21 protein-coding genes are annotated in these 21,428 nt (G+C 66.6%); 5 read left to right on the top strand and 16 right to left on the bottom strand.

Annotation, left to right across the window (positions count from 1 at the left end):
• Window positions 1–12: 12 nt before the first annotated feature.
• Complete coding sequence (locus ACLD0W_RS04155; protein ID WP_410306235.1) at window positions 13–1,989, bottom strand: hydantoinase/oxoprolinase family protein; 1,977 nt, start codon at window positions 1,987–1,989, stop codon at window positions 13–15.
• A gap of 98 nt (window positions 1,990–2,087) precedes the next feature.
• Here ACLD0W_RS04155 and mutM point away from each other — a divergent pair, with 98 nt between their 5' ends.
• Window positions 2,088–2,897, top strand: a complete 810-nt coding sequence (mutM, locus tag ACLD0W_RS04150) for a bifunctional DNA-formamidopyrimidine glycosylase/DNA-(apurinic or apyrimidinic site) lyase (protein ID WP_410306234.1) — start codon at window positions 2,088–2,090, stop codon at window positions 2,895–2,897.
• 178 nt (window positions 2,898–3,075) lie between these two features.
• Window positions 3,076–3,429 carry a hypothetical protein gene (locus ACLD0W_RS04145; protein ID WP_410306233.1) on the top strand — a complete coding sequence of 118 codons (354 nt, stop codon included), beginning with the start codon at window positions 3,076–3,078 and terminating at the stop codon, window positions 3,427–3,429.
• A gap of 115 nt (window positions 3,430–3,544) precedes the next feature.
• Here ACLD0W_RS04145 and ACLD0W_RS04140 read toward each other — a convergent pair whose 3' ends face one another.
• The 6 genes from ACLD0W_RS04140 to ACLD0W_RS04115 all read right to left on the bottom strand — a co-directional run bounded on the left by ACLD0W_RS04140 (window position 3,545) and on the right by ACLD0W_RS04115 (window position 11,530).
• Entirely contained in the window at window positions 3,545–6,634 is a 3,090-nt protein-coding gene (locus ACLD0W_RS04140; protein WP_410306232.1) for an efflux RND transporter permease subunit, read from the bottom strand.
• A gap of 8 nt (window positions 6,635–6,642) precedes the next feature.
• Window positions 6,643–7,827 (bottom strand): efflux RND transporter periplasmic adaptor subunit, encoded by a 1,185-nt coding sequence (locus tag ACLD0W_RS04135; RefSeq protein WP_410306231.1) that lies wholly within the window; start codon window positions 7,825–7,827, stop codon window positions 6,643–6,645.
• 159 nt (window positions 7,828–7,986) lie between these two features.
• Window positions 7,987–9,123, bottom strand: a complete 1,137-nt coding sequence (gene hemW / locus ACLD0W_RS04130) for a radical SAM family heme chaperone HemW (protein WP_410306230.1) — start codon at window positions 9,121–9,123, stop codon at window positions 7,987–7,989.
• 14 nt (window positions 9,124–9,137) lie between these two features.
• Complete coding sequence (gene rdgB, locus ACLD0W_RS04125; RefSeq protein ID WP_410306229.1) at window positions 9,138–9,737, bottom strand: RdgB/HAM1 family non-canonical purine NTP pyrophosphatase; 600 nt, start codon at window positions 9,735–9,737, stop codon at window positions 9,138–9,140.
• Between the two features lie 16 nt (window positions 9,738–9,753).
• Window positions 9,754–10,383, bottom strand: coding sequence for a methionine biosynthesis protein MetW (metW, locus tag ACLD0W_RS04120; RefSeq protein ID WP_410306228.1), 630 nt, complete (start codon window positions 10,381–10,383; stop codon window positions 9,754–9,756).
• Entirely contained in the window at window positions 10,376–11,530 is a 1,155-nt protein-coding gene (locus ACLD0W_RS04115; protein WP_410306227.1) for a homoserine O-acetyltransferase, read from the bottom strand. Before ACLD0W_RS04115 ends, metW begins: the two co-directional genes overlap by 8 nt.
• Window positions 11,531–11,700: 170 nt before the next feature.
• Between ACLD0W_RS04115 and ACLD0W_RS04110 the strand changes: the two genes are divergently transcribed.
• Window positions 11,701–12,273 (top strand): type 1 glutamine amidotransferase domain-containing protein, encoded by a 573-nt coding sequence (locus ACLD0W_RS04110; RefSeq protein WP_410306226.1) that lies wholly within the window; start codon window positions 11,701–11,703, stop codon window positions 12,271–12,273.
• A gap of 57 nt (window positions 12,274–12,330) precedes the next feature.
• On the opposite strand, the gene ACLD0W_RS04105 is transcribed toward ACLD0W_RS04110, so the two are convergent.
• A complete protein-coding gene (locus ACLD0W_RS04105) occupies window positions 12,331–12,846 on the bottom strand; it encodes a hypothetical protein (protein ID WP_410306225.1) in 516 nt (171 codons plus the stop codon).
• A 112-nt stretch (window positions 12,847–12,958) separates the two neighbouring features.
• On the opposite strand from ACLD0W_RS04105, the gene ACLD0W_RS04100 reads away from it, so the two are divergent.
• Together ACLD0W_RS04100 and ACLD0W_RS04095 are read left to right on the top strand one after the other, a co-directional pair.
• Window positions 12,959–14,290 carry an MFS transporter gene (locus ACLD0W_RS04100; RefSeq protein WP_410306224.1) on the top strand — a complete coding sequence of 444 codons (1,332 nt, stop codon included), beginning with the start codon at window positions 12,959–12,961 and terminating at the stop codon, window positions 14,288–14,290.
• A gap of 153 nt (window positions 14,291–14,443) precedes the next feature.
• Complete coding sequence (locus ACLD0W_RS04095) at window positions 14,444–15,040, top strand: outer membrane beta-barrel protein (protein WP_410306223.1); 597 nt, start codon at window positions 14,444–14,446, stop codon at window positions 15,038–15,040.
• A gap of 6 nt (window positions 15,041–15,046) precedes the next feature.
• Here the strand turns inward: ACLD0W_RS04095 and trmB are convergent, their stop codons facing one another.
• The 8 genes from trmB to ftsY all read right to left on the bottom strand — a co-directional run bounded on the left by trmB (window position 15,047) and on the right by ftsY (window position 21,421).
• The gene (trmB, locus tag ACLD0W_RS04090; RefSeq protein WP_410306222.1) at window positions 15,047–15,766 is read right to left on the bottom strand and encodes a tRNA (guanosine(46)-N7)-methyltransferase TrmB; all 720 of its coding nucleotides are present in this window, start codon (window positions 15,764–15,766) and stop codon (window positions 15,047–15,049) included.
• Window positions 15,767–15,791: 25 nt separating this feature from the next.
• Window positions 15,792–16,571 (bottom strand): thiazole synthase, encoded by a 780-nt coding sequence (locus ACLD0W_RS04085; protein WP_138773805.1) that lies wholly within the window; start codon window positions 16,569–16,571, stop codon window positions 15,792–15,794.
• A gap of 107 nt (window positions 16,572–16,678) precedes the next feature.
• On the bottom strand, window positions 16,679–16,879 hold the full coding sequence (gene thiS, locus ACLD0W_RS04080; RefSeq protein WP_410306221.1) for a sulfur carrier protein ThiS: 201 nt from the start codon (window positions 16,877–16,879) through the stop codon (window positions 16,679–16,681).
• Between the two features lie 44 nt (window positions 16,880–16,923).
• On the bottom strand, window positions 16,924–17,292 hold the full coding sequence (locus ACLD0W_RS04075) for a DUF423 domain-containing protein (protein ID WP_204430067.1): 369 nt from the start codon (window positions 17,290–17,292) through the stop codon (window positions 16,924–16,926).
• 116 nt (window positions 17,293–17,408) lie between these two features.
• Complete coding sequence (rpoH, locus tag ACLD0W_RS04070; protein WP_410306220.1) at window positions 17,409–18,275, bottom strand: RNA polymerase sigma factor RpoH; 867 nt, start codon at window positions 18,273–18,275, stop codon at window positions 17,409–17,411.
• 198 nt (window positions 18,276–18,473) lie between these two features.
• Window positions 18,474–19,463, bottom strand: coding sequence for a permease-like cell division protein FtsX (gene ftsX, locus ACLD0W_RS04065; protein ID WP_410306219.1), 990 nt, complete (start codon window positions 19,461–19,463; stop codon window positions 18,474–18,476).
• On the bottom strand, window positions 19,453–20,184 hold the full coding sequence (gene ftsE, locus ACLD0W_RS04060) for a cell division ATP-binding protein FtsE (protein WP_239549823.1): 732 nt from the start codon (window positions 20,182–20,184) through the stop codon (window positions 19,453–19,455). The genes ftsX and ftsE overlap by 11 nt, the downstream gene beginning before the upstream one ends.
• A gap of 16 nt (window positions 20,185–20,200) precedes the next feature.
• Complete coding sequence (gene ftsY, locus ACLD0W_RS04055) at window positions 20,201–21,421, bottom strand: signal recognition particle-docking protein FtsY (RefSeq protein ID WP_410306218.1); 1,221 nt, start codon at window positions 21,419–21,421, stop codon at window positions 20,201–20,203.
• Window positions 21,422–21,428 lie beyond the last annotated feature (7 nt).

The following is a 21,428-nucleotide window of genomic DNA, read 5'->3' as shown; positions in this document are numbered from 1 at the left end:
TGGCTAAGGGCCTCATTCCGAGGCGCTCCGGATCATCAGCAGATGACCCAAGGAGTGTACCCGAGCCCGCCAGCCGGGTGCCAGATAAACCGTGCCGACGGCCTCGAAGATCAGGGCCGGCCCGTCCAGGGTCTGGTCCGGCGCAAGATCCTCCCTGGCATAGACCGGAATCGGCGCCGACAGTTCCGCGATTCGGGCGTGCCAGGCCGGTGCCCCGGCGCCGCCGGCCAGCCGCGCCGGCGCCGGGGCGCGGGCGGCGGCCTGGCAGCGCACGCGCACGTTGACGCGGCGCACGGGCAGGGCCAGGCGGTGGCCGTAGCGGCGCTCATGGAGGGCATGGAAGGCCCGTTCGCAGGCCGCCGGGTCCCCGGTCCAGTCCAGGGCCAGGGTGGACGATTGGCCCTGATAACACAGATCCAGGCTTACCTCGGCGTGAATGTCGCTGTCGGCCACGCCCTCGGCGGTCAGTTCGGCGCGGCCGCGCCGCTCCAGGGCCGCCGCCAGGGCGTCCACGGCGTCGGCACAGGCGTCGGTGGACAGCGCCTGGATCAGCTCCCGCTTGCGCGGCGCGTAGACCAGCCCCTCGGCGGACAGCACCCCGGCGCGCACCGGCACCACCGCCCGCGCCATGCCCAGGTTCTCCGCCAGGGCGCACACGTGCAGCCCGCCGGCGCCGCCGAAGCTGACCAGGGTGAAATCCGCCGGGTCGAAGCCCTTCTGAATGGAGATCACCCGCAGGGCCTGGCTCATGTGCTCGTTGGCCAGGTCGACAATGCCCCGGGCCGCCGCCTCCGGGTCCAGCCCCAACGGCGCCGCCAGCCGCGCCACGGCCGCGCGGGCGGCGTCCACGTCCAGGCGCAGGCTGCCGCCCAGGGCGAAGTCGGGCTGCAGCCGGCCCAGCACCACATTGGCGTCGGTGACGGTGGGCGCCTGGCCGCCGCGCCCGTAGCAGGCCGGGCCCGGGTCGGCGCCGGCGGATTGCGGCCCCACGTGCAACAGTCCGGCGTCGTCCACCCGGGCCAGGGAGCCGCCGCCGGCGCCGATGGTGTGCATGTCCACCATCGGCACCGCCACCGGATAGGGGCCGATGCGCCCATCCCGGGTCAGGCGCACGTCGCCGTCCAGCAGCGCCACGTCGGTGGAGGTGCCGCCCATATCGAAGGTCATCAGATGGTCCTGGTCCAGATCCCGGGCCAGGCGCCGCGCCGCGTTGAGGCCGCCGGCGGGGCCCGAGAGCAGCAGGTTCACGGCGCGGTCGGCGGCCTGATCGGCGGCCACGGTGCCGCCGTGGGACTGCATGATGGCCAGGGGCGCCGGTCGGGTGTGCTCGGACAGCCGGTTCAGATAATGCCGCAGGCGGGGCGCCAGCCAGGCGTTCAGCCAGGTGGCCAGGCCGCGCTCGTACTCGCCCCGGGTGGGCAGCACCTGGCTGGACAGACTGACCGGAAAACCGGCGGCCTCCAGGGCCCGGCCCAGGCGGGTTTCGTGCTCGTCGTTGAGGTAGGAGAACAGCAGGCTGACCGCCACGGACTCAGGTTTGTGGGCACTCACACGCGCCACAAGGTCCTGAATATCGGACTCTTCCAGCGGCGTCACGATCTCGCCGCCGGCGCCCAGGCGGGCGTCCACGCCCTCCGTCGGGGTGTCGTGGAGGGCGGTGCGGGGTGCCGCCGGCGTCAGGTTGTACAGTTCCGGGCGGTTCTGACGGCCGATCAGGGGCACGTCCTCCAGGCCCCGGTTGGTGACTAGCACGGTGCGCGCGCCCTTGCCTTCCAGGGCCGCGTTGGTGGCCACGGTGGTGCCGTGCACGATGATCAGCTCGCCGGTGGCCAGGGCGGCCTCCAGGCCCAGCTCACGGATGCCCCGCAGGATCGCGTCCTCCGGCGCGGACGGCGTGGACAGCACCTTGTGAATGCGCGGCTCGCCCTCCCCCAGCAGCACGAAATCCGTGAAGGTGCCGCCGGTGTCCACGCCCAACCAGTACGCCATGGTGTCTCCGTGTTCCCTGTCCACTACAATGCGCACTCATACTAATGTGCCCGGCGGGTGCATGCACTCGCCCGCGACCCCGGATGCCTTGCCCGACCATGCCTGAACTGCCCGAAGTGGAAACCACCCGGCGCGGCATCGAGCCCTATGTGGCCGGCCGCGTGCTGACCGCCGTCACCGTTCGTGAACCGCGCCTGCGCTGGCCGGTGGACGCCCGGGTGGGCGACCTGCGTGACCGCCCGATCCGTGCCCTGCGGCGCCGCGCCAAATACCTGCTGATGGACCTGGGTGATCTGGAACTGGGCATCCATCTGGGCATGTCCGGCACCCTGCGGGTGGTGGAAGCGGACACGCCCCTGCGCAAACACGACCATGTGGATCTGCATCTGGATTCCGGCCGGCTGCTGCGGTTCAACGACCCGCGCCGGTTCGGCGCGGTGCTCTATCTGGGCGAAGGGCTGAGCCACCCGCTGCTGGCCAATCTGGGCCCGGAGCCCCTGGACGATGCCTTCGACGGCGACTGGCTGTACGCCCGCAGCCGGGGCCGCAAGGTGTCGGTGAAGAGCTTCATCATGGACAACGCCACGGTGGTCGGGGTGGGCAACATCTACGCCCAGGAAAGCCTGTTTCTGGCCGGCATCCATCCGTCCCGCCCGGCCGGGCGCATCAGCCTGGCCCGCTACCAGCGCCTGGCCCTGTCGATTCGCGCGGTGCTGGCCAAGGCCATCGAGGCCGGCGGCACCACGCTACGGGATTTCACCCGCGCCGACGGCCAGCCGGGCTACTTCGCCCAGCAACTGCTGGTCTACGGCCGGGCCGGGCAGCCCTGCCCACAGTGCGGCGCGCCGTTGCGCGGCGGCCGCCACGGCCAGCGCAGCACCGTGTTCTGCGCCGCCTGCCAGCGCTGAGGGCTGGCAGGCGGCAATATTGCCGGTCTCAGAACAAAGCTGTAGATTGTGAAGTGCTTGTCGGAAGAAGAATGTATTAGAAACGACAATAGGTCCGGAACGACCCTGGAACCTGTGAAAAATAAGTGCGAACGGTAAGCGCAAAAGAATAAGCGCGAACGATGAGAGGGGAACCACCATGAAGCGAGCTTTGCGCCTGATCGCCACCACGGCCTTCGTCTCGACGCTGTCACTCGGCGGGCCGGCCCAGGCCCGCGAGATGGAGCTGGACGACGCCCGTCCGTCGGCGCTGGCCATGTTCGGCGACGCCTTGATCGTCCGTCCGGTGATGACCGTGGCCACCGTGGGCGGCGCCGCTGTCTGGCTGGTGACGCTGCCGTTCAGCGCGATCGGTGGCAATACCGGCGAGGCCGCGGAAACCCTGGTGAAGGACCCCGCCGCCACCGCCTTCGTGCGTTGCCTGGGCTGCACCCCGCAGCAGCACGAGCGCCTGCGCGCGGACAAACGGGTGGCGCAAGCCAACGAAGAGTGATCCCATCGCGGCGGATGCCGCGATCAAGCCGGATAAAAAAAGCCCCGCCTTGTTCATTCAAGGCGGGGCTTTTTCATGGCGGCGGGTTCAGGGCGGGCAACGCCCGCCGCTCCGGTCAGTGGGTTACCGCCCCCTGCTCGCTGTCGTCGTGGCCTTCGTCGCGGCCCAGCAGCATGTACATGGCCGGCACCACGAACAGGGTAAAGAGCGTACCGATGGTCATGCCGGCGGCCACCACCAGGCCGATGGCGAAGCGGGCGCCGCCGCCGGGGCCGCTGGCGATCAGCAGCGGCACCATGGCCAGCACCAGCGCCGCGGTGGTCATCAGCACCGGCCGCAGCCGCACGGCGGCGGCGTGCTCGATGGCGCGGCGCTTGCTCATGCCCTCGTCCTGCATCTTGTTGGCGAATTCCACGATCAGAATCCCGTGTTTCGAGATCACCCCGATCAGCGTCACCAGGCCCACCTGGGTGTAGATGTTCAGGGTGGTCAGGCCCAGGCTTACGAAGATCATGGCGCCGCACACCGACATGGGCACGGTGATCAGCATGATGATCGGGTCACGCCAGGACTCGAACTGGGCGGCCAGCACCAGGTAGATCACGATCAGCGCGAAGAAGAAGGTCAGGACCAGGTCGCTGCCCTCCTTCTTGAACTGACGGGACTGGCCGGAGTAGTCCACCGAGTAACCCGGCGGCAGCACCTCGTTGGCGGCTTTTTCCAGCACGCCCAGGGCTTCACCCAGGGTCACGCCGGGGCGCTGCACGCCGGAAATGGTCACCGAGTTCAGCTGCTGGAAGCGTTTCAGTTGCTGCGGCTGAACCGTCTCTTCCAGGCTGATCACCGTGGCCAGGGGGACCAGGTCGCCGGCGCCGGTGCGCACGTAGTACTGCTTGAGCTGCTCCGGGGTCAGCCGGCCGCCGCGCTCCACCTGGGGAATCACCTTGTAGGAACGGTTCTCCAGGGAGAAGCGGTTGGCGTAGCCGCCGGCCAGCATGGCGCCCATCTCCTGGGCCAGTTGTTGCATGGTGATGCCCAGGCTGGCGGCCTTTTCCCGGTCGATAACGATGTTGTAGCGCGGCTTGTCGATCTTCAGGTCCGAGTCCATGAAGATGAACTTATTGCTGGCCCGGGCCTTGGCCAGCACCTCATTGGCGAACTCCTGAAGGTTCTCGGTGGGCTCGGTGGTCCCGATCACGAATTCCACCGGCAGCATGCCGCCGGCGGTGGGCAGGGAGGGCGGCACGAACGACGCCACCTGCAGGCCGGCGATGTTATTGATCTTCCCGGACAGCTCGGTGTTGGCTTCCGCGGTGGTCTGGTCGCGCTCATTCCAGCTTTTCAGCACGAAGCCGGCCAGGGCGGTGTTGGAAGCGGCGGTGCCGGCGCCGCCGCCGATGCCGTTGAGCAGGAACACATTGCCCACCGACGGCATGCTGTCGGCGATCTGATTGAACTCCCGGGTGAAGGGCTCCAGGTAGTCCAGCGTCACGTAAGGGTCGGCGGTGGACGAGGTCAGCACGAAGCCCTGGTCTTCTGCCGGTTCCAGCTCGCTGGGCGAGGTCACGAACAGGAAGTAACAGGACACCAGAATGATCACGCCGAACACGTAGATCACCGGCCGGTCGTTAAGAGCACCGTGCAGGCGCCGCTCGTAGCCTCGCTCCATCTTCTCGAAATTGCGGTTCAGCCATCGTTCGAAGCGGTGGCCTTCCCGGCCCGGATCGTGGGGCTTGAGGATCTTGGCGGCCATCATCGGCGACAGGGTCAGCGCCACGATGCCGGAGAGCAGCACGGCGCCGGCCAGGGAGAAGGCGAACTCCACGAACAGGGTGCCGGTGAGCCCGCCCATGAAACCGATGGGCAGGTACACCGCCACCAGGGTGGTGGTCATCGCCACCACCGGCCAGGCCAGCTCGCGGGCGCCCTTGATGGCGGCGTCGAACGGTGACAGGCCCTCCTCCACGTGTCGGTGCACGTTCTCCAGGACGATGATGGCGTCGTCCACCACGATGCCGATGGCCAGCACCATGGCCAGCAGGGTCAGCAGGTTGATGGAGAAGCCCATCAGCAGCATCAGGAACAGGGCGCCGACCATGGACAGCGGCACCGCGATGGCCGGGATCAACACCGAGCGCAGGGAGCCGAGGAACAGGTAGATCACCAGGATCACGATCAGCACCGCCTCCACCAGGGTCTTCACCACCTCGTCGATGGAGTCCTGAATGTACTCGGTGCCGTCGTAGGGAATGTCGCCGTTCATGCCTTCCGGCAACTGCGGGAAGATCTGGTTTTCTAGGGCGCCGCGGACTTCCGCGATTACATCCAGGGCATTGGCGTCGGTGGCCACTTCCACGCCGATAAAGGTGGCCTGCTTGCCGTTGAAGGTCACCGAGGACTGGTAGGACTCCGAGCCCAGCTCCACATCGGCCACGTCGCCGAGCCGCACGATGGCGTTGCCCTCGGAGCGGATGATCAGCCGCTCGAACTGCTCCGCGGAATTCAGATCGGTGCCGGCTTTCAGATCCAGGGCCACGTTGGTGCCCTTGGTGCTGCCCACCGCGGCCAGCACGTTCTGTTGTTGCAGGGCGCCATACACGTCCGAGGGCGTCACGCCCAGGGCCGCCATGCGCTCCGGCTTCAGCCAGGCGCGCATGGCGAAGGTGCGGTCGCCGAGCACGCGGGCGCGCTGCACGCCGGGGATGGTGGCGAGTTTGGGCTGGACCTCGCGGACGATGTAATCGGTGATCTGGTTGTTGTCGAGAATCTCCGACGAGAACGACAAATACATGGAGGCGATGTCCTCGCCCACCGCCAGTTCGATGGTCGGGTCCTCGGACTCCTGGGGCAGCTCGCTGCGCATCTTGTTGACCTTGGCCACGATCTGCGTGAGCGCCTCGTTGGGGTCGGCGCCCAGGCGGATGTAGGCCTGGATCGAGGACGCGCCCTGCAGGGAGGTGGAGACCAGGTAATCGATGCCCTCGGCGGAGGCGATTTCCTGTTCCAGGGGCGTGGTGATAAAGCCCTGGATCAGGTCCGCGTCGGCGCCGGTGTACACCGTGGTCACGGTGACCACGGCGTTTTCCATTTCCGGATACTGGCGCACGTTCAGCTCCGTGGCGGCGCGCAGGCCGAGCAGGAAGATGAACAGGCTGACCACGCTGGCCAGCACCGGTTTATTGATGAAAATATCCGTGAATTTCATGGGTGGCCTCAGCTGTTACCCGGCGTCGGCGCCGGGTCGGCGGAAGGCTGCACATCGTTTTCGATGGTCACCTTGGCGTCGTTGCGCAGTTTCAGCAGGCCGCTGGTGGCCACCACTTCGCCGGGCTTGAGCCCCTCCACCACCGCCACCAGGTCGCCGCGCTGGCGGCCCAGTTTCACGAAGCGCTTCTTGACGATCTTCTGAGGCTCGCCCTCGCTCTGGTCCCCGCTCTTGCCGTCGGCTTCCTCGCCATTCTTGCCCGCGTCGCTGTCCTGCAGCACGAACACGGCATTGCCGTAGGGCGCGTAGCTGATCGCGGTGCGCGGCACCACCACCACCTCTTCCGCCTGGGGCAGCTGAATGTCCACCTTGGCGAACATGCCCGGGCGCAGTTTGCGGTCCGCGTTCTCGAAGCGGGCCTGAATGTTCACGTTGCGGGTGGCGGCGTCCACCCCCGGCTCGATGGCGCTGATTTCGCCCTCGAAGGTCTGGTCCGGGAAGGCGTCCAGCCGCACCCGCACCTTGAGCCCCTGCTCCACCTTGCTGAGTTCCTGCTCGGGCAGGGAGAAGTCCACGAAGATCGGCTCCAGCTGGGTCAGGCTCACTACCGCGGTGCCGGGTTGCAGATACTGCCCCAGGTCCACCTGGCGAATGCCGAGGCGGCCGTCGAAGGGCGCGCGCACGGTTTTGTAGTTGAGCTGTTCCTGCTGAGCCTGGGCCTGGGCCATGGCCTGGTCGCGCTGGGCGCGGCGGTTGTCCAGCTCGGATTTGGAAATGCTGCCCTGTTTGGCCAGCCGCTCGTAACGGTCGAATTCCTGCCGGGACAGCCGGGCGGTGGCTTGCAGCGCGTTCAACTGGGCGCGGTCGGCGGCGGATTCCAGGGTCACCAGCACATCGCCTTTCTTGACCGTGTCGCCGGACTCGAACTCAATCTTCTGCACTTCGCCGGCCACCTGGCTGGTCACGTTCACGCCGTTCACCGCGTTGACGGTACCCACCGCTTCCAGCATCAGCGCCCAGCTGTCGGGGCGCGCTTCATAGGTGGAGACGGCGGCGGCGGGCTGCGGCATGTTGTCGAAGAACTCGTTCATCTTCATGCCGACGAAGGCCTTGAAGCCGAAGATCAATCCGAACACGACGGCCAGGATGATCAGCATGATCACCATGCGCTTGCTGATAATGCGCTTACTCATTGATCTGGACCCCTGATGAAAGGCGGTATTTTTAATGGTTGTGCCTGTAAGGGTATTGCTTGCGTGCCTGCCCGTGGGGGGACGTCGTTCCCTGGAGGTCGGTGTTATTCCCTTACAACGTAAAATCTGACCGCGAGCATACGACAGCGTGGCGGGATATTAAACCAGCCGTTCGAACAGGCGTTCCAGAACGGTATCCAGATGGCGCAGGCCCAGCGCCGTACACGCGGCCCGATCGCCATGTTCGACCAGCAACCCTTGCGCCCGGAATGGCGCCAGCGCGTCCTCAATGGTCGCCGCCGCCACGCCGCTGCGGGCGGCCAGGGTGTTGATACTGACGCCGTCGAGCAATCGCAAGCCGTTGAGCAGCGCTTCCTGAAGTGGCGCCTCGATGACCGTTTGGTGACGACGAGCCGCCGCCGGATCGGCCAGATAGTGGGCCGGCAGGCGGGTTTTCTGGTAACGCAGGCGGCGGTCCGGCAGGGTCAGTTTGCCGTGGGCACCGGCGCCGATGCCGAGGTAATCGCCAAAGCGCCAGTAATTGAGATTATGACGGCATTCCCGGCCGGGGCGGGCGAAGGCCGACACCTCATAGCGCCGGAAGCCGGCGTCGGCGAGCAGGGCGAAGCCGGCCTCCTCGGTGTCGGCCCGGTCGTCGCCGTCGGGCTGCGTCGGCGGCGCCCGGTAAAAGGCGGTGTTGGGTTCGATGGTGAGCTCGTACCAGCTCAGATGGGTGGGTTCCAGTTCCAGCGCGGCGCGCAGGTCGTCCAGGGCCTGCCCGGTGCTCTGGCCGGGCAGGGCGTGCATCAGGTCCAGATTGAAATTGTCGAAGCCGGCGGCCCGTGCCTCAAGGGCCGCCGCCCGCGCCTGATCCGGCCCGTGGATGCGCCCCAGGGCGCGCAGGTGATCCGGGTGGAAGCTCTGCACGCCGATGGACAGGCGGTTGATGCCGGCCTCGCGGAAGCCGGCGAAGCGGCCGGCCTCCAGGGTGCCGGGGTTGGCTTCCAGGGTGATCTCCGCGTCGTCGGCCAGGGTCAGCCGGTCGCGCAGGCCGAGGAACAGATCCCGGTAAAAGCCGGCACCCATCAGGCTCGGCGTGCCGCCGCCGATGAACACGGTTTCCACCGGTCGGCCGTCCAGCAAGGGCAGATCCTGGTCCAGGTCCGTGAGCAGGGCGCGCAGGTAGGCGTCCTCCTGCGGGTCGCCCTCGTGGGAGTTGAAGTCGCAATAGGGGCATTTGCGCACGCACCAGGGCACATGCACATAAAGGCTCAGCGGCGGTGTATCAGTGCTCATGGCCGTTAGCGGCTTCAGTTGCGATCCCCGTTCAGGCGGGCAATCAATTCCGCCATGGCGCGGCCGCGATGGCTGACGCGGTTCTTTTCCGTCGGGTCCAGCTCGGCGGCGGTCTTGCCCAGATCCGGCAGCAGGAAGTAGGGGTCGTAGCCGAAGCCGTGTTCGCCCCGGGGTTCCAGCACGATCTCGCCCTCCCAGGTGCCCTGGCAGATCAACGGCGTGGGGTCCTCGGCGTGACGCATCAGCACCAGCACCGCCTGGTAGCGGGCGGTGCGCGGTGCCTCCGGCAGGTCGCCCAGCATTTCCACCAGCAGGGCGTTGTTCTTGGCGTCGCTGGCGTCGGCGCCGGAGAAGCGGGCGGAATAAATGCCCGGCGCGCCATTGAGGGCGTCCACTTCCAGGCCGGAGTCGTCGGCGATGGCCGGCAGGCCGGTGACGCGGGCGGCGTTGCGCGCCTTGAGGATGGCGTTCTCCACGAAGGTCAGGCCGGTTTCCTCCGCCTCCGGCACGTCGAAATCGCTCTGCGGCACCACCTCGCGGTCCAGCGGCGCCAGGATGGCGCGCATCTCCTCGAGTTTCTTGCGGTTACCGGAAGCCAGTACCAGGGTAGCCATGATGTTCTCTCCGCGATCAGCGGGTGACACGGTAAACAGCGATTTCGCCGAACAGATTGGGCCAGGCCCGGGTCAGGGCACCGCTGCGATGGTGGCGGTTGACCACGGTGCGCTCGATGATGCGGATATCGTTGCGCTGACAGTGGACCTGGAAATCCTTCACCGTGCACAGGTGAATGTTGGGGGTGTCGTACCACTCGTAGGGCAGCGCCGAGGACACCGGCATGCGGCCCTTGAAACCCAGATAGGAGCGCACCCGCCAGTGGCCGAAATTGGGGAAGGTGATGATCGCCTCGCGGCCCACGCGCAGCATCTCGTCGAGAATCGCGTCCGGCCGCAGCACCGCCTGCAGGGCCTGGGTCATGATCACATAGTCGAAGCGCTCGCTCTGGAAGTTGCCCAGGCCCTTGTCCAGGTCCTGCTCGATCACATTGACGCCTTTTTCGAAGCAGGCGGCGATGTTGTCCTGATCGATCTCCAGACCATAGCCGTTCACGTCGCGCTCCTGGCGCAGGGAGGCCAGCAGGGAGCCGTCGCCGCAACCCAGGTCCAGCACCGTGGCGCCGCGCGGAATCCAGTCGCTGATCAGGCGCAGGTCGTCCCGATGGGCCGCTGTCTTGCGGGGGTCGGTGAAGGCTTCAGACATCGGCGCGCACCTCGTCCGCCACCCGGCCCAGGTAGGCGCTCAGCAGCTTGGTGTATTCAGGAATCGGCAGCAGGAAGGCATCGTGCCCCTTGGGGGTGTCGATCTCCGCGTAGCTCACATCGCGGCCCGCCTGCACCAGCGCGTTGACGATCTCGCGGCTGCGCTCCGGCGCGAACCGCCAGTCGGAGTTGAACGACATCACCAGAAACTTGCAGCGGGTCTGTTCCATGGCCTTTTCCAGGGAATGCTCGTAGTCCCGGGCCGGGTCGAAGTAGTCCAGCGCCTTGGTCATCAACAGATAGGTGTTGGCGTCGAAGTTGCGCGAGAAGGTCTCGCCCTGATGACGCAGATAGGATTCCACCTGGAACTCCACGTCGAAGCCGAAGTGGAAACGCCCGGAGCGCAGATCCCGCCCGAACTTCATGCGCATGGCATCGTCGCTCAGGTAGGTGATGTGGCCGACCATACGCGCCAGGATCAGACCCTGGCGCGGGTAGGTGTCGTGCAGATAGTAGCGCCCGCCGTGAAAGTTCGGATCGGTGAGGATCGACTGCCTCGCCACCTCGTTGAAGGCGATGTTCTGCGCGGACAATTTGGGCGCGCCGGCGATCACCACGGAATGACGCAGGCGGTCCGGGAAGTCGATGGCCCACTGCATGGCCTGCATGCCGCCCAGACTGCCGCCCACCACCGCCGCCCACTGCTGGACGCCCAGGGCGTCCGCCAGGCGGGTCTGGCTTTTCACCCAGTCCTTCACCGTCATCATCGGGAAATCCGGGCCCCACAGCTCGCCGGTCTCCGGATTGCGGGACAGCGGGCCGCTGGAGCCGTGGCAGCCGCCCAGATTGTTCGGGCACACCACGAAGAAGCGGTCGGTATCGATGGGCTTGCCCGGGCCGATGCAGCTGTCCCACCAGCCGGGCCGCTTGTCGTCGGCGCCGTGATAGCCGGCGGCGTGGTGATGGCCGGACAGGGCATGGCAGATCAGGATCGCGTTGGAGCCATCGGCGTTGAGGGTGCCGTAGGTCTCGTACACCAGGTCATAGGCGGGCAGCACGCGCCCGCATTCCAGCTCCAGGGGCTGGTCCACATGCAGGGTCTGGGGTTCAACCAGGCCCACGGAGTCCTGGGGAATCGATTCGGGCATTTCGGCTAACCATCCAAAGGTGGGCAAAGTCTATCGGCCACCCCCCGGCCGTGCAACGCGGGCGGTGCCTTCGGCGCGGTGCGTCTTTTGCAGTTTTTTAGGCGCCGTTGCCGTGCCGGCGGCCCGGAAAGGTCTAGCATGGGGCCTCATGCACGCAACAGGAGTACGTCATGAACACCCAAGCCTTGAACGGTAAGCGGGTGGCGATTCTCGCCACCGACGGTTTCGAGGAATCCGAATTGTCCGTGCCCAAGGCCTCCCTGGGCGGTCACGGTGTCGATGTGGACGTGGTGGCGCCGGCAGGGAAAGCCGACGGCATTCGCGCCTGGGCGGAAACCGACTGGGGCGACACCTATGAGGTGTCACGCACCCTGGATCAGGCCAAGGCCGCCGACTATCACGCCCTGGTACTGCCCGGTGGCCTGTTTAATCCCGACGCCCTGCGGCTTGACGAGGACGCGCTCAAGTTCGTGCGCGCCTTCTTCGAAAGCGGCAAACCGGTGGCCGCCATCTGTCACGCGCCCTGGATACTGATCAACGCCGGCGTGGTGGAAGGCCGCAAGATGACCTCGGTGCCCTCGGTGGCCCAGGACCTGAAGAACGCCGGTGCCCACTGGGAAGACAGCGAGGTGGTGGTGGACAACGGTCTGGTCACCAGCCGCACGCCCAAGGATCTGGACGCCTTCTGCAAACGTCTCGAGGAAGAGCTGGCCGAAGGCCGCCACTCCGGTCAGCACGGCTGATCCGGCGCGCCGGACCGGGGTCCCGCCCCGGTCCGACCATCCGGCGGGCCGGATCACTCAGAAGAACGGACTGAAAGAGCTTTCGTCGTCCCGGCGCTCGGCCCGCACGCTGGCGTCCAGCACCCGGTGAACGCGCTCGCGCTCCGGCTCCGAGTCCACGTCCACCATCAGCAAATAGAAGCCGCGGCGGATGTCCTTCAGATAGGGTTTCAGATGCCGGTTGTTCTGGGAAATGCCCCACATGCCGCCGGTCCAGGCGCCGTGGGCGCCGAAGAACAGCACGCACAGCACCACGCCGAGAAACCCGATCTGCACGCCCCACGGATCGATGCCGCTGAGCGCCCAGCCCACCAGCAGCCCGAGACCGCCGCCGATCAGCGCGCCGTAGAAGCCGTTGGTCATCAGGTTGGTGTCTTCCCAGGGGGTGGTGGCGTGGATGCCCTCGGCCCGTAGCTGACCGTTGTCGCGGGTCACCACGTGGGTGCGGTTGTCGCCGATGCCGGCGCGTTTGAGACCATTCAGAGCAACCTTCACCTGATCCAGGCTGCGTACGAGGTAATACACTCGGTACATGGTGATATCCTCCTTGAGAGCCTCTGATCTCCGCTTCCACGATGGTCCCGGGGAGGAAGGGGAACAAGGGGATTTTTCAAGGTTTTAAGAGGGAAGGATTCAAGGGGAAACAATGAGCAACCCGACGACCCGGGTGCGGGCCGGTGAGGACCGCGCCACTCTGTCCCGGCTGTATGCCCTGGTGGCCAACGATGAGGATGCGCGCACCTGTACCGACATCAGCGAGGAGGCCTGCCGGGAAGTGCCCGGCAATTTCTTCAAGATTATTCTGGCGAACCTGCTTTCCAAGATCGGCGACCTGCTGATCAATCCCAAGACGGTACTGGCCTGGCTGATCGGCGCGGTGGGCGCGCCCGCCGCCCTGGCCGGCGCCCTGGTGCCGATCCGCGAGTCCGGTTCGCTGATTCCGCAGCTGCTGATCGGCGCCTGGGTGCGCCGCCATCCGGTGCGCAAGGGATTCTGGGCCCTGGGGGCGGTGCTGCAGGGGCTGTGCGTGCTGGGCATGGCGCTGGCGGTGTGGCACTGGCGGGGCCTCGCCGCCGGGCTGGCGATTGTCGGGCTGCTGGTGATCTTCAGCCTGGGGCGCGGGTTCTGTTCCGTGGCCATGAAGGACGTGCAGGGCAAATGCATCCCCAAGTCCCGCCGTGGCCGCCTCACCGGCCTGGCCTCCACGCTCTCCGGCCTGGCCACCCTGGCGGTGGGGGTGTTTTTGTTCGGCGCCGAACAGGAGCCGGGCCTGCTGTTCTATTCCGTGCTGTTGGCGGCGGCGGGGCTGGCCTGGTGGCTGGCGGCGGCGGTGTTCGCCAGCGTCGACGAGTTCAAGGGTGAAACCGCCGGCGGCGGTCACGCCCTGCGCGAGGCTCTGGCCAGCCTCAACCTGCTGGTCGCCGACCGGCCTTTCCGCGATTTCGTGATCACCCGGGCGTTGCTGATGGCCTCCGCCCTGGGCTCGCCGTTTCTGGTGGTGCTGGCCCAGAAACAGGGCCAGGGGGCGGCGCTGCTGGGCGGCTTCCTGGTGGCCTCCAGCCTGGCCAGTACCCTCAGCGCCAGTGTCTGGGGCTACATGGCCGACGCCTCCAGCCGCCAGGTGATGATGCGCGGCGGCGGGCTGGCGGCCCTGGTCTGTCTGGGGGTGGCGGCGGTGGCGCTGCTGGCGCCCGACGCCGGATGGCTGGCCGGGTTCTATCCGGTGGCGTTCTTCGTGCTGTCGGTGGCCCATTCCGGGGTGCGCATCGGCCGCAAGACCTATCTGGTGGACATGGCCGGTGGCACCAAGCGCACCGACTACACGGCGGTCAGCAACACAGTGATCGGCGTGCTGTTGCTGGTGGTGGGCGGCATTAGTACCGGCGTGTCGGTGGCCGGCGCCCAATGGGCGCTGGTGTTCCTGGGATTGATGGGCGCCCTTGGTACCTTCTGGTCCTGGCGGCTGAAAGAGGTTTGAACGCTCTTTTCCAAGAGGCGCGGTTTTTAAGCGCGAGCCGGTTGTCAATTGGCCCGGGCACCGGCGCATCCGGAAAATCGGATTTACCTTTTATAACTTTTTTGTGTAGATTCCATCGCTCTATTAATAAAAAGCCATATTGGAGGGATCCCAATGAAAAAATCACTTTTGCTTGCCACCACCGCCGCCCTGGCCTTTTCGCCGCTGACGGTTCAGGCCGACCCGGGTTTTCTGATCGGGGCGTCCATCGCCCGTGATCAGAGCAACGCGGACGACTTTTTCGAGGACGCGGTGAACAACGTGGTCGATGCCGACTCGCCGGACGCGGAAATGGGCGGGGACGTTTACGTGGGCCTGGCGGCCAACGATATCTTCACCTTCCGGTTCGGTTACCGGAAATTTGGCGACGCGGAAGCCGATGTCCTGGGCGGCATCGGTAAATTCGAGGTGGAGGCCGATGGTTTCTACGTGGCCGCCGACGCCATGTTCCCGCTGACCCCGTCGTTCTACGTGGGTGGCACCCTGGGTATCCAGAACGCGGACATTACCTTCCGCGTGCGCGGCCCGGGTGGCTCCGACAGCATGGACGACGATGCCCGGGACTTCTTCTACGGTCTGCGCGCGGCCTGGCTGTTGAGCGAACAGGCCGGCGTGACCGCGTCCTACAGCCGCTATGCCTTCGAGGCGGACGACGTCAGCGAGGATCTGGAATACGACAGCCTGGCCGTGGGCCTGGAATACCGCTTCTAAATCCGCCTAGGGGGCCTTCTCGAACAGCAGGTCCCAAACGCCGTGGCCCAGACCGGCGCCACGGCGTTCGAATTTGGTTTCCGGGCGCCATTCCGGGCGCTCGGCGAACCGTCCGGCCCCGGCGCGGTTTTCAAAACCCGGTGCCCCGGCCATCACTTCCATCATGTATTCCGCGTAGTTTTCCCAGTCCGTGGCCATGTGCAGCACCCCGCCGGGGCGCAGCTTGCGGCCCACCAGCGCCACCCAGTCCGGCTGCACGATGCGCCGCTTGTGGTGTTTCTTCTTGTGCCAGGGATCGGGGAAATAAAGCTGCACCCGTTCCAGGCTGCCGTCAGGAATACACAGCTTGAGAATATCCACCGCGTCGTCGCAGTAGCTGCGCACATTGGCCAGCCCGCGCTGCTCGATCTCGATCAGCAGCGCGCCCACGCCGGGTCGGTGCACCTCGATGCCGATAAAATCCTTGTCCGGTGCCGCCTCGGCCATGGCCGCCAGGGAGGCGCCCATGCCGTAGCCGATCTCCAGCACCCGGGGCGCGTCCCGGCCGAACACCGCCACCGGGTCCAGCTCACCCTGGCCCCGTTCCAGGCCGAAGCGCGGCCACAGGGTGTCCAGGGCACGGCGCTGGCCGGCGGTGAGACGGCCCTCGCGCAGCACGAAGCTGCGCACCCGGCGCATCACCTTGCCGGTTTCCGGGTCCTTGTCCTGGTGCAGAAAATCGAGCATGTCGGGCGAATCCTTGGTTCGAGGCTCAGGACACCAGGCCTTCGGAGGGCGAGGACGGGTTGGCGAAGGCGCGCTTGGGCATGCGACCGGCCAGCAGGCCCTCGCGGCCGGCTTCGATGGCTTTTTTCATGGCGCTGGCCATCAGCACCGGGTTGCGGGCATGGGCGATGGCGGAGTTCATCAGGATGCCATCGCAGCCCAGTTCCATGGCCAGGGTGGCGTCGCTGGGGGTGCCCACGCCGGCGTCGACGATGATCGGTACCTTGGCCTCTTCCATGATCAGCAGAATATTGTGCGGGTTGAGCACGCCCAGGCCGGAGCCGATCAGCGAGCCCAGCGGCATCACCGACACGCAGCCCATGTCTTCCAGTTCCTTGGCGACGATGGGGTCGTCGTTGGTGTAGACCATCACGTCGAAGCCGTCGTCCACCAACTGTTGGGCGGCGCGCACGGTATGGGCGATGTTCGGGTACAGGGTTTTCTGGTCGCCCAGCACTTCCAGCTTCACCAGTTTGTGGCCGTCCAGCAGTTCCCGGGCCAGCTTGCAGGTGCGCACCGCGTCCTCGGCGTTAAAGCAGCCGGCGGTGTTGGGCAGGATGGTGTATTTGTCCGGGCTGACGAAATCGAGCAGGTTGGGCTCGCCGGCTTCCTGGCCCAGGTTGGTGCGGCGCACCGCGACGGTAACGATCTCCGCGCCGCTGGCTTCCACGGCCTGGCGGGTTTCCTCGAAATCCTTGTATTTGCCGGTGCCGATCAGCAGCCGGGACTGGTAGGTTTTGCCTGCGATGTGAAGCGGGTCGGACATGGTCATTTCCAAGGTTGGTTCGGTGATGTTCGTTGGGGGGCGCGGTGCCGGTTGGAGCGCCCGGCCCGGACGTCCTGTCCGGTCGTAAATCGCGCCGTAGGCGCGATTTACCCACCCCCGATGGCGTGCACGATTTCCACCACATCGCCGTCTTGCAGGCGGTGCTGGCCGTGCTCGCTCTTGGGCACGATGTCCCGGTTCACTTCCACCGCCAGCCGGCGGCCCTGCAGCTGCAGCTGGGCCACCAGGTCCGCGACGGTGGTGCCTTCCAGAGTCATGGGATCGCCGTTGACGGTCAGGGAAGTCATGGTCTTGCTCGCTATCCGTGGGTGAGGGTCGGCGTGGGTGCGTGTCAGCCGTGGGCGCGCCACAGGGACCAGGCCAGCCACAGCCAGCCCACGATCAGGGCGGTGCCGCCCAGGGGCGTGATGGCGCCCAGCCATTTCTGGCCGCTCAGCACCAGCGCGTAGAGGCTGCCGCTGAACACCAGGGTGCCGGCGAACAGAATCCAGCCGGCGGTCACCGCGCCGGCGCCGGCCTGGCGCGCCAGCAGGCCCACCAGCAGCAGCGCCAGGGCGTGGTAGAAATGATACTGGCTGGCGGTGCTCCAGACGTCGAGCATGGCCGCGTCGACGCGGTTTTTCAGCCCGTGGGCGCCGAACGCCCCGAGCGTGACCGCCAGGGCGCCGTTGAGGGCACCCAGCACAAGCAGGTATTTCATGGTCACCGGTGTGTTGGTCCGTGGAGACCCGATTGTACTGGAAATCGGGCGATGCCAAAAAAAAGCCCCGGCAGGGGGGTGCCAGGGCAAGGGGTAGTCGGCTTCGCGGAATCGCCTCAGGCGGCGATGGCGTTGCGAAGTTTCTTCAGCGCGTTGTTTTCAAGCTGGCGGATCCGCTCGGCGGACACACCATATTCATCGGCCAGTTCCTGAAGGGTGGCCTTCTGATCGGCCAACCAGCGGCGTTCAAGAATGTCGCGGCTGCGCTCGTCCAGGGTCATGATCGCGGAACCCAGCTGGCGGGAGCTGCGTTGCTGGTAATCTTCCTCTGCGACCAGGTCCGCCGGGTCGCTGTTGTCACTGTGCAGATAGGCCGCCGGCGACGGAATGGCGTTGTCCTCGTCGTCGTTGGTGGGGCCGTCGAAGCTGGCGTCGAAGGCGCCGAGGCGGCCTTCCATTTCCTTCACCTGGGCCGGAGTCACGCCCAGATCGTCCGCCACCCGCTTCGCTTCCTCGGTGGTCAGACGACCGAGGCGCTTCTTCTGGCCGCGCAGGTTGAAGAACAGCTTGCGCTGGGCCTTGGTGGTGGCGACCTTGACGATGCGCCAGTTCTTGATCACGTATTCGTGAATCTCGGCCTTGATCCAGTGCACCGCGAAGCTCACCAGGCGCACGCCTTTGTTCGGATCAAACCGCTTTACCGCCTTCATCAGGCCCACGTTGCCTTCCTGGATCAGGTCGCCCAGGGGCAGGCCGTAGCCGGTGTAGCTGCGGGCGATATGCACCACGAAGCGGAGATGGGCCAGCACCATGTTACGGGCGGCGTCCAGGTCCTCTTCAAAATACAACCGCTCGGCCAGCTGACGTTCCTCGTCGACGCTGAGCACGGGCACCGTGTTGACCGCGCGGATATAGGCATCCAGGTCGTCGCCCGGAACCGCCAGCGGCAACGCGTGGGCCTGTTGCAGTTGTTGGGTGGTCATTTCCCTTCTCCCTGTTTGGAATGGGATGGATATTAGCACTCGGGTTATAGGAGTGCTAATAGCCGGAATAGTTCCCCGTCATTCAATTCATCAATCGGTGAAAGGCGGGGGCCGGCGGGCCTTTTGGGCCCGGATCGGAGACTGTCCACTTTAGGCAAAAGCGCGGCGGGCGGGGGTAAAGAAACGAAAAACCGACGGTTAGAACTGCGGCTCGATGTCTCCCAGATGCCGGCTGACCGCCAGCCAGGCGCCAAGCAGCCCCAGGGTGCCGCTGAACAACGGCAGCACCAGCACGGTGGACGGGTTCATGCCGGTAAGCGAGTGCTCGCTTTCATAGAGGCGCAACAGCTCGTCGATGGGGCCGCCCAGCCACCACAGGGCCACGCTGATCAGGATCAGCGCCAGCACGCCGCCGGCGAAGCCGACGCAGAAACCGCTGTACAGGAAGGGGCGGCGCACGAAGCCATCGGTGCCGCCGACGATCTTGATCACCACGATCTCTTCGCGACGGCTTTCGATGGCCAGCCGAACGGTGTTCACCACCACCAGCACCACCGCCAGGGCCAGGCCCAGGGTAAGCACGCTGATCATGCGGTCGCCCAGCTCGATGATGGCGTGCAGACGCCGCACCCAGGCCACGTCCAACTGGGCGTTGTCCACCTCGGGCAGGTTGTCGAGGCGGCGCTGCAGGGCTTCCACCTGGCCCGGGGCCACGTCCTTCGGATACACCACGATCAGCGGCGGCAGCGGGTTGTCCGGCAGCGCTTGCAGCACATCGCCGAATCCGGACAGGGTTTTGAATTCTTCCAGGGCCTGGCCGCGGGTAATCACCTCGGTGCGCGCCACCGTGTCGAACCCGTCCCACTCCCGGGCCAGGGCGCGTTGGCGCTCCTCGGCGGTGTCCAGCTTCAGGAACACGGACAGGTGCGCCTGGCCGTCCCAGCCCTTGGTGATGGCGCGGGCGTTGTCCATCAGCACCGCCAGCCCGGCGGGCAGCGCCAGGGCGATGGCGATCACCAGCACCGTCATCAGCGCGGCGGTGGGCGCCGCCGCCATGCGGCCCAGGGCATCGCCCAGGGAATCCCGGTGATGCTGGCGCCAGGCGGTAAGGCGGTCGCCCAGGGAGGTGCGCGTGCTGCGCGCGCCGGCGGGCCGCCGCTGACGGGGTGGGCGAGTGTTACGGGCCACGGCGGTCCTCCCGGGGGCGGGCGTAAAGGGCCAGGTCCTGGTCGCGCTGGGACACCCCTTCCTCGCCATCGTGAATCAGGCGGCCCTCGCGCAGGGTCAGCAGCCGGTGCCGGTAGCGGGCGATCAGCGACAGGTCGTGGGTGGCGATCAGTACCGCCACGCCGACCCGGGCGAAATCGTGGAACAGGTCCATGATCTCGGCGCTGAGCGCCGGGTCCAGATTACCGGTGGGCTCGTCGGCGAGCAGCAGCGGCGGCTTGTTGACCACCGCCCGGGCGATGCCGATGCGCTGCTGTTCACCGCCGGAGAGCATGATCGGGTTGAGCTTTTCCTTGTCCAGCAGGCCGACCTTGTCCAGGGCGGCGCGCACCCGCTTGCCGATGTCGGCGCGGGCGAAGCCGGCGATCACCAGCGGCAGGGCCACGTTGTCGAACACACTGCGGTCGAACAGCAACTGGTGGTTCTGGTGGACCATGCCGATCTTGCGGCGCAGGAAGGGAATGTGGCGGCTGCCCACGCCGGTCAGGTTCTGGCCTTCCACGAACACCTGACCCTGGGTGGGGCGTTCGATCATCATGATCAGCTTCAGCAAGGTGGACTTGCCCGCCCCGGAGTGCCCGGTCAGGAAGGTCAGTTGCCCGGCGGGCAGTTCAAAGCTGATCTGCCGCAGGGCGTCCTTGCCGTTCGGGTAGCGTTTGCCGACCCGGTCGAATTTGATCATGGGTGCCTTGGGTTGATTATTTGGCCACGTCTTCGAACAACGCCTGCACGAACTCCTCGGCGTTGAAGGGGCGCAGATCCTCCAGCCGCTCGCCCACGCCGATAAAGCGGATCGGCAGCCCGGTGCGTTTGGCCAGAGCGAACAGGATACCGCCTTTGGCGGTGCCGTCGAGCTTGGTCAGCACCAGGCCGGTGACGCCGGCGGTGTCGCGGAATTCCTGGGCCTGGTTGATGGCGTTCTGGCCGGTGCCGGCGTCCAGCACCAGCAGCACCTCGTGGGGCGCCTCCGGCGACAGCTTCTTCATTACCCGGGTCACCTTGGAGAGCTCTTCCATCAGGTTGCCCCGGGTGTGCAGGCGCCCGGCGGTGTCGGCGATCAGCACGTCGGCGCCCCGGGACTGGGCGGCCTGCACCGCGTCATAGACCACGCTGGCGGAGTCCGCGCCGGTGTGCTGGGCCACCACCGGAATGTCGTTGCGCTCGCCCCACACCTGCAATTGCTCCACGGCGGCGGCGCGGAAGGTATCGCCGGCGGCCAGCATCACGCTGCGGCCCTCGGCCTTGAAGCGGCAGGCCAGCTTGCCGATGGTGGTGGTCTTGCCGACCCCGTTCACGCCCACCATCAGAATCACATAGGGCTTTTTCGAGGTGTCGATTTCCAGCGGGAGGTCCACCGGCACCAGCAGATTGCGCAGTTCTTCCTGCAGGGCTTCATAGAGGGCGTCGGCGTCCACCAGTTCCTGGCGGCCGACCCGTTCGGTGAGATTGCCGATGATGGTGTCGGTGGCTTCCACGCCCACGTCCGCCACCAGCAGCTGGGTTTCGATCTCCTCGAAGATCTCGTCGTCGATCTCCTTTGCACCCACCAGCAGGTCCGCCAGGCCCTTGCCCAGGTTCTTGCTGGTCTTGCTCATGCCCTGCTTCATGCGCGTCCAGAAGCCGCCGCCTTCGCCGGCGGGCTCCGGGGCGGGCGCCGCCGCCGGCTGCTCGGCGGGCGCCGGCGGGGTGGCCGGTTCGGCGCGCACCGGTTCGGGCGGGGCGGGCTCGGAGGGTGCCGGCTCGGAGGGGGCCGGTTCCCGGGTCGCGGGTTCCGCCGGCGTGCCGGTGTCGGGCTCCGCCCGGTCGCTGGACGGCGCCGGCTCCGGCTTGTCCTCGGGCTTGCGCCGGAACATGCGCGAGAAGAAGCCGCCTTTCTGCGCTTCCTCGTTGCGATCGTCGTCGCGGGCGTCGTCGTTCATCGGGTCG

The sequence above is a fragment of the Alloalcanivorax sp. C16-1 genome (assembly GCF_046507805.1).
Taxonomy (GTDB): Bacteria; Pseudomonadota; Gammaproteobacteria; order Pseudomonadales; family Alcanivoracaceae; genus Alloalcanivorax.
This window is presented reverse-complemented; position numbering and strand designations above follow the sequence as displayed.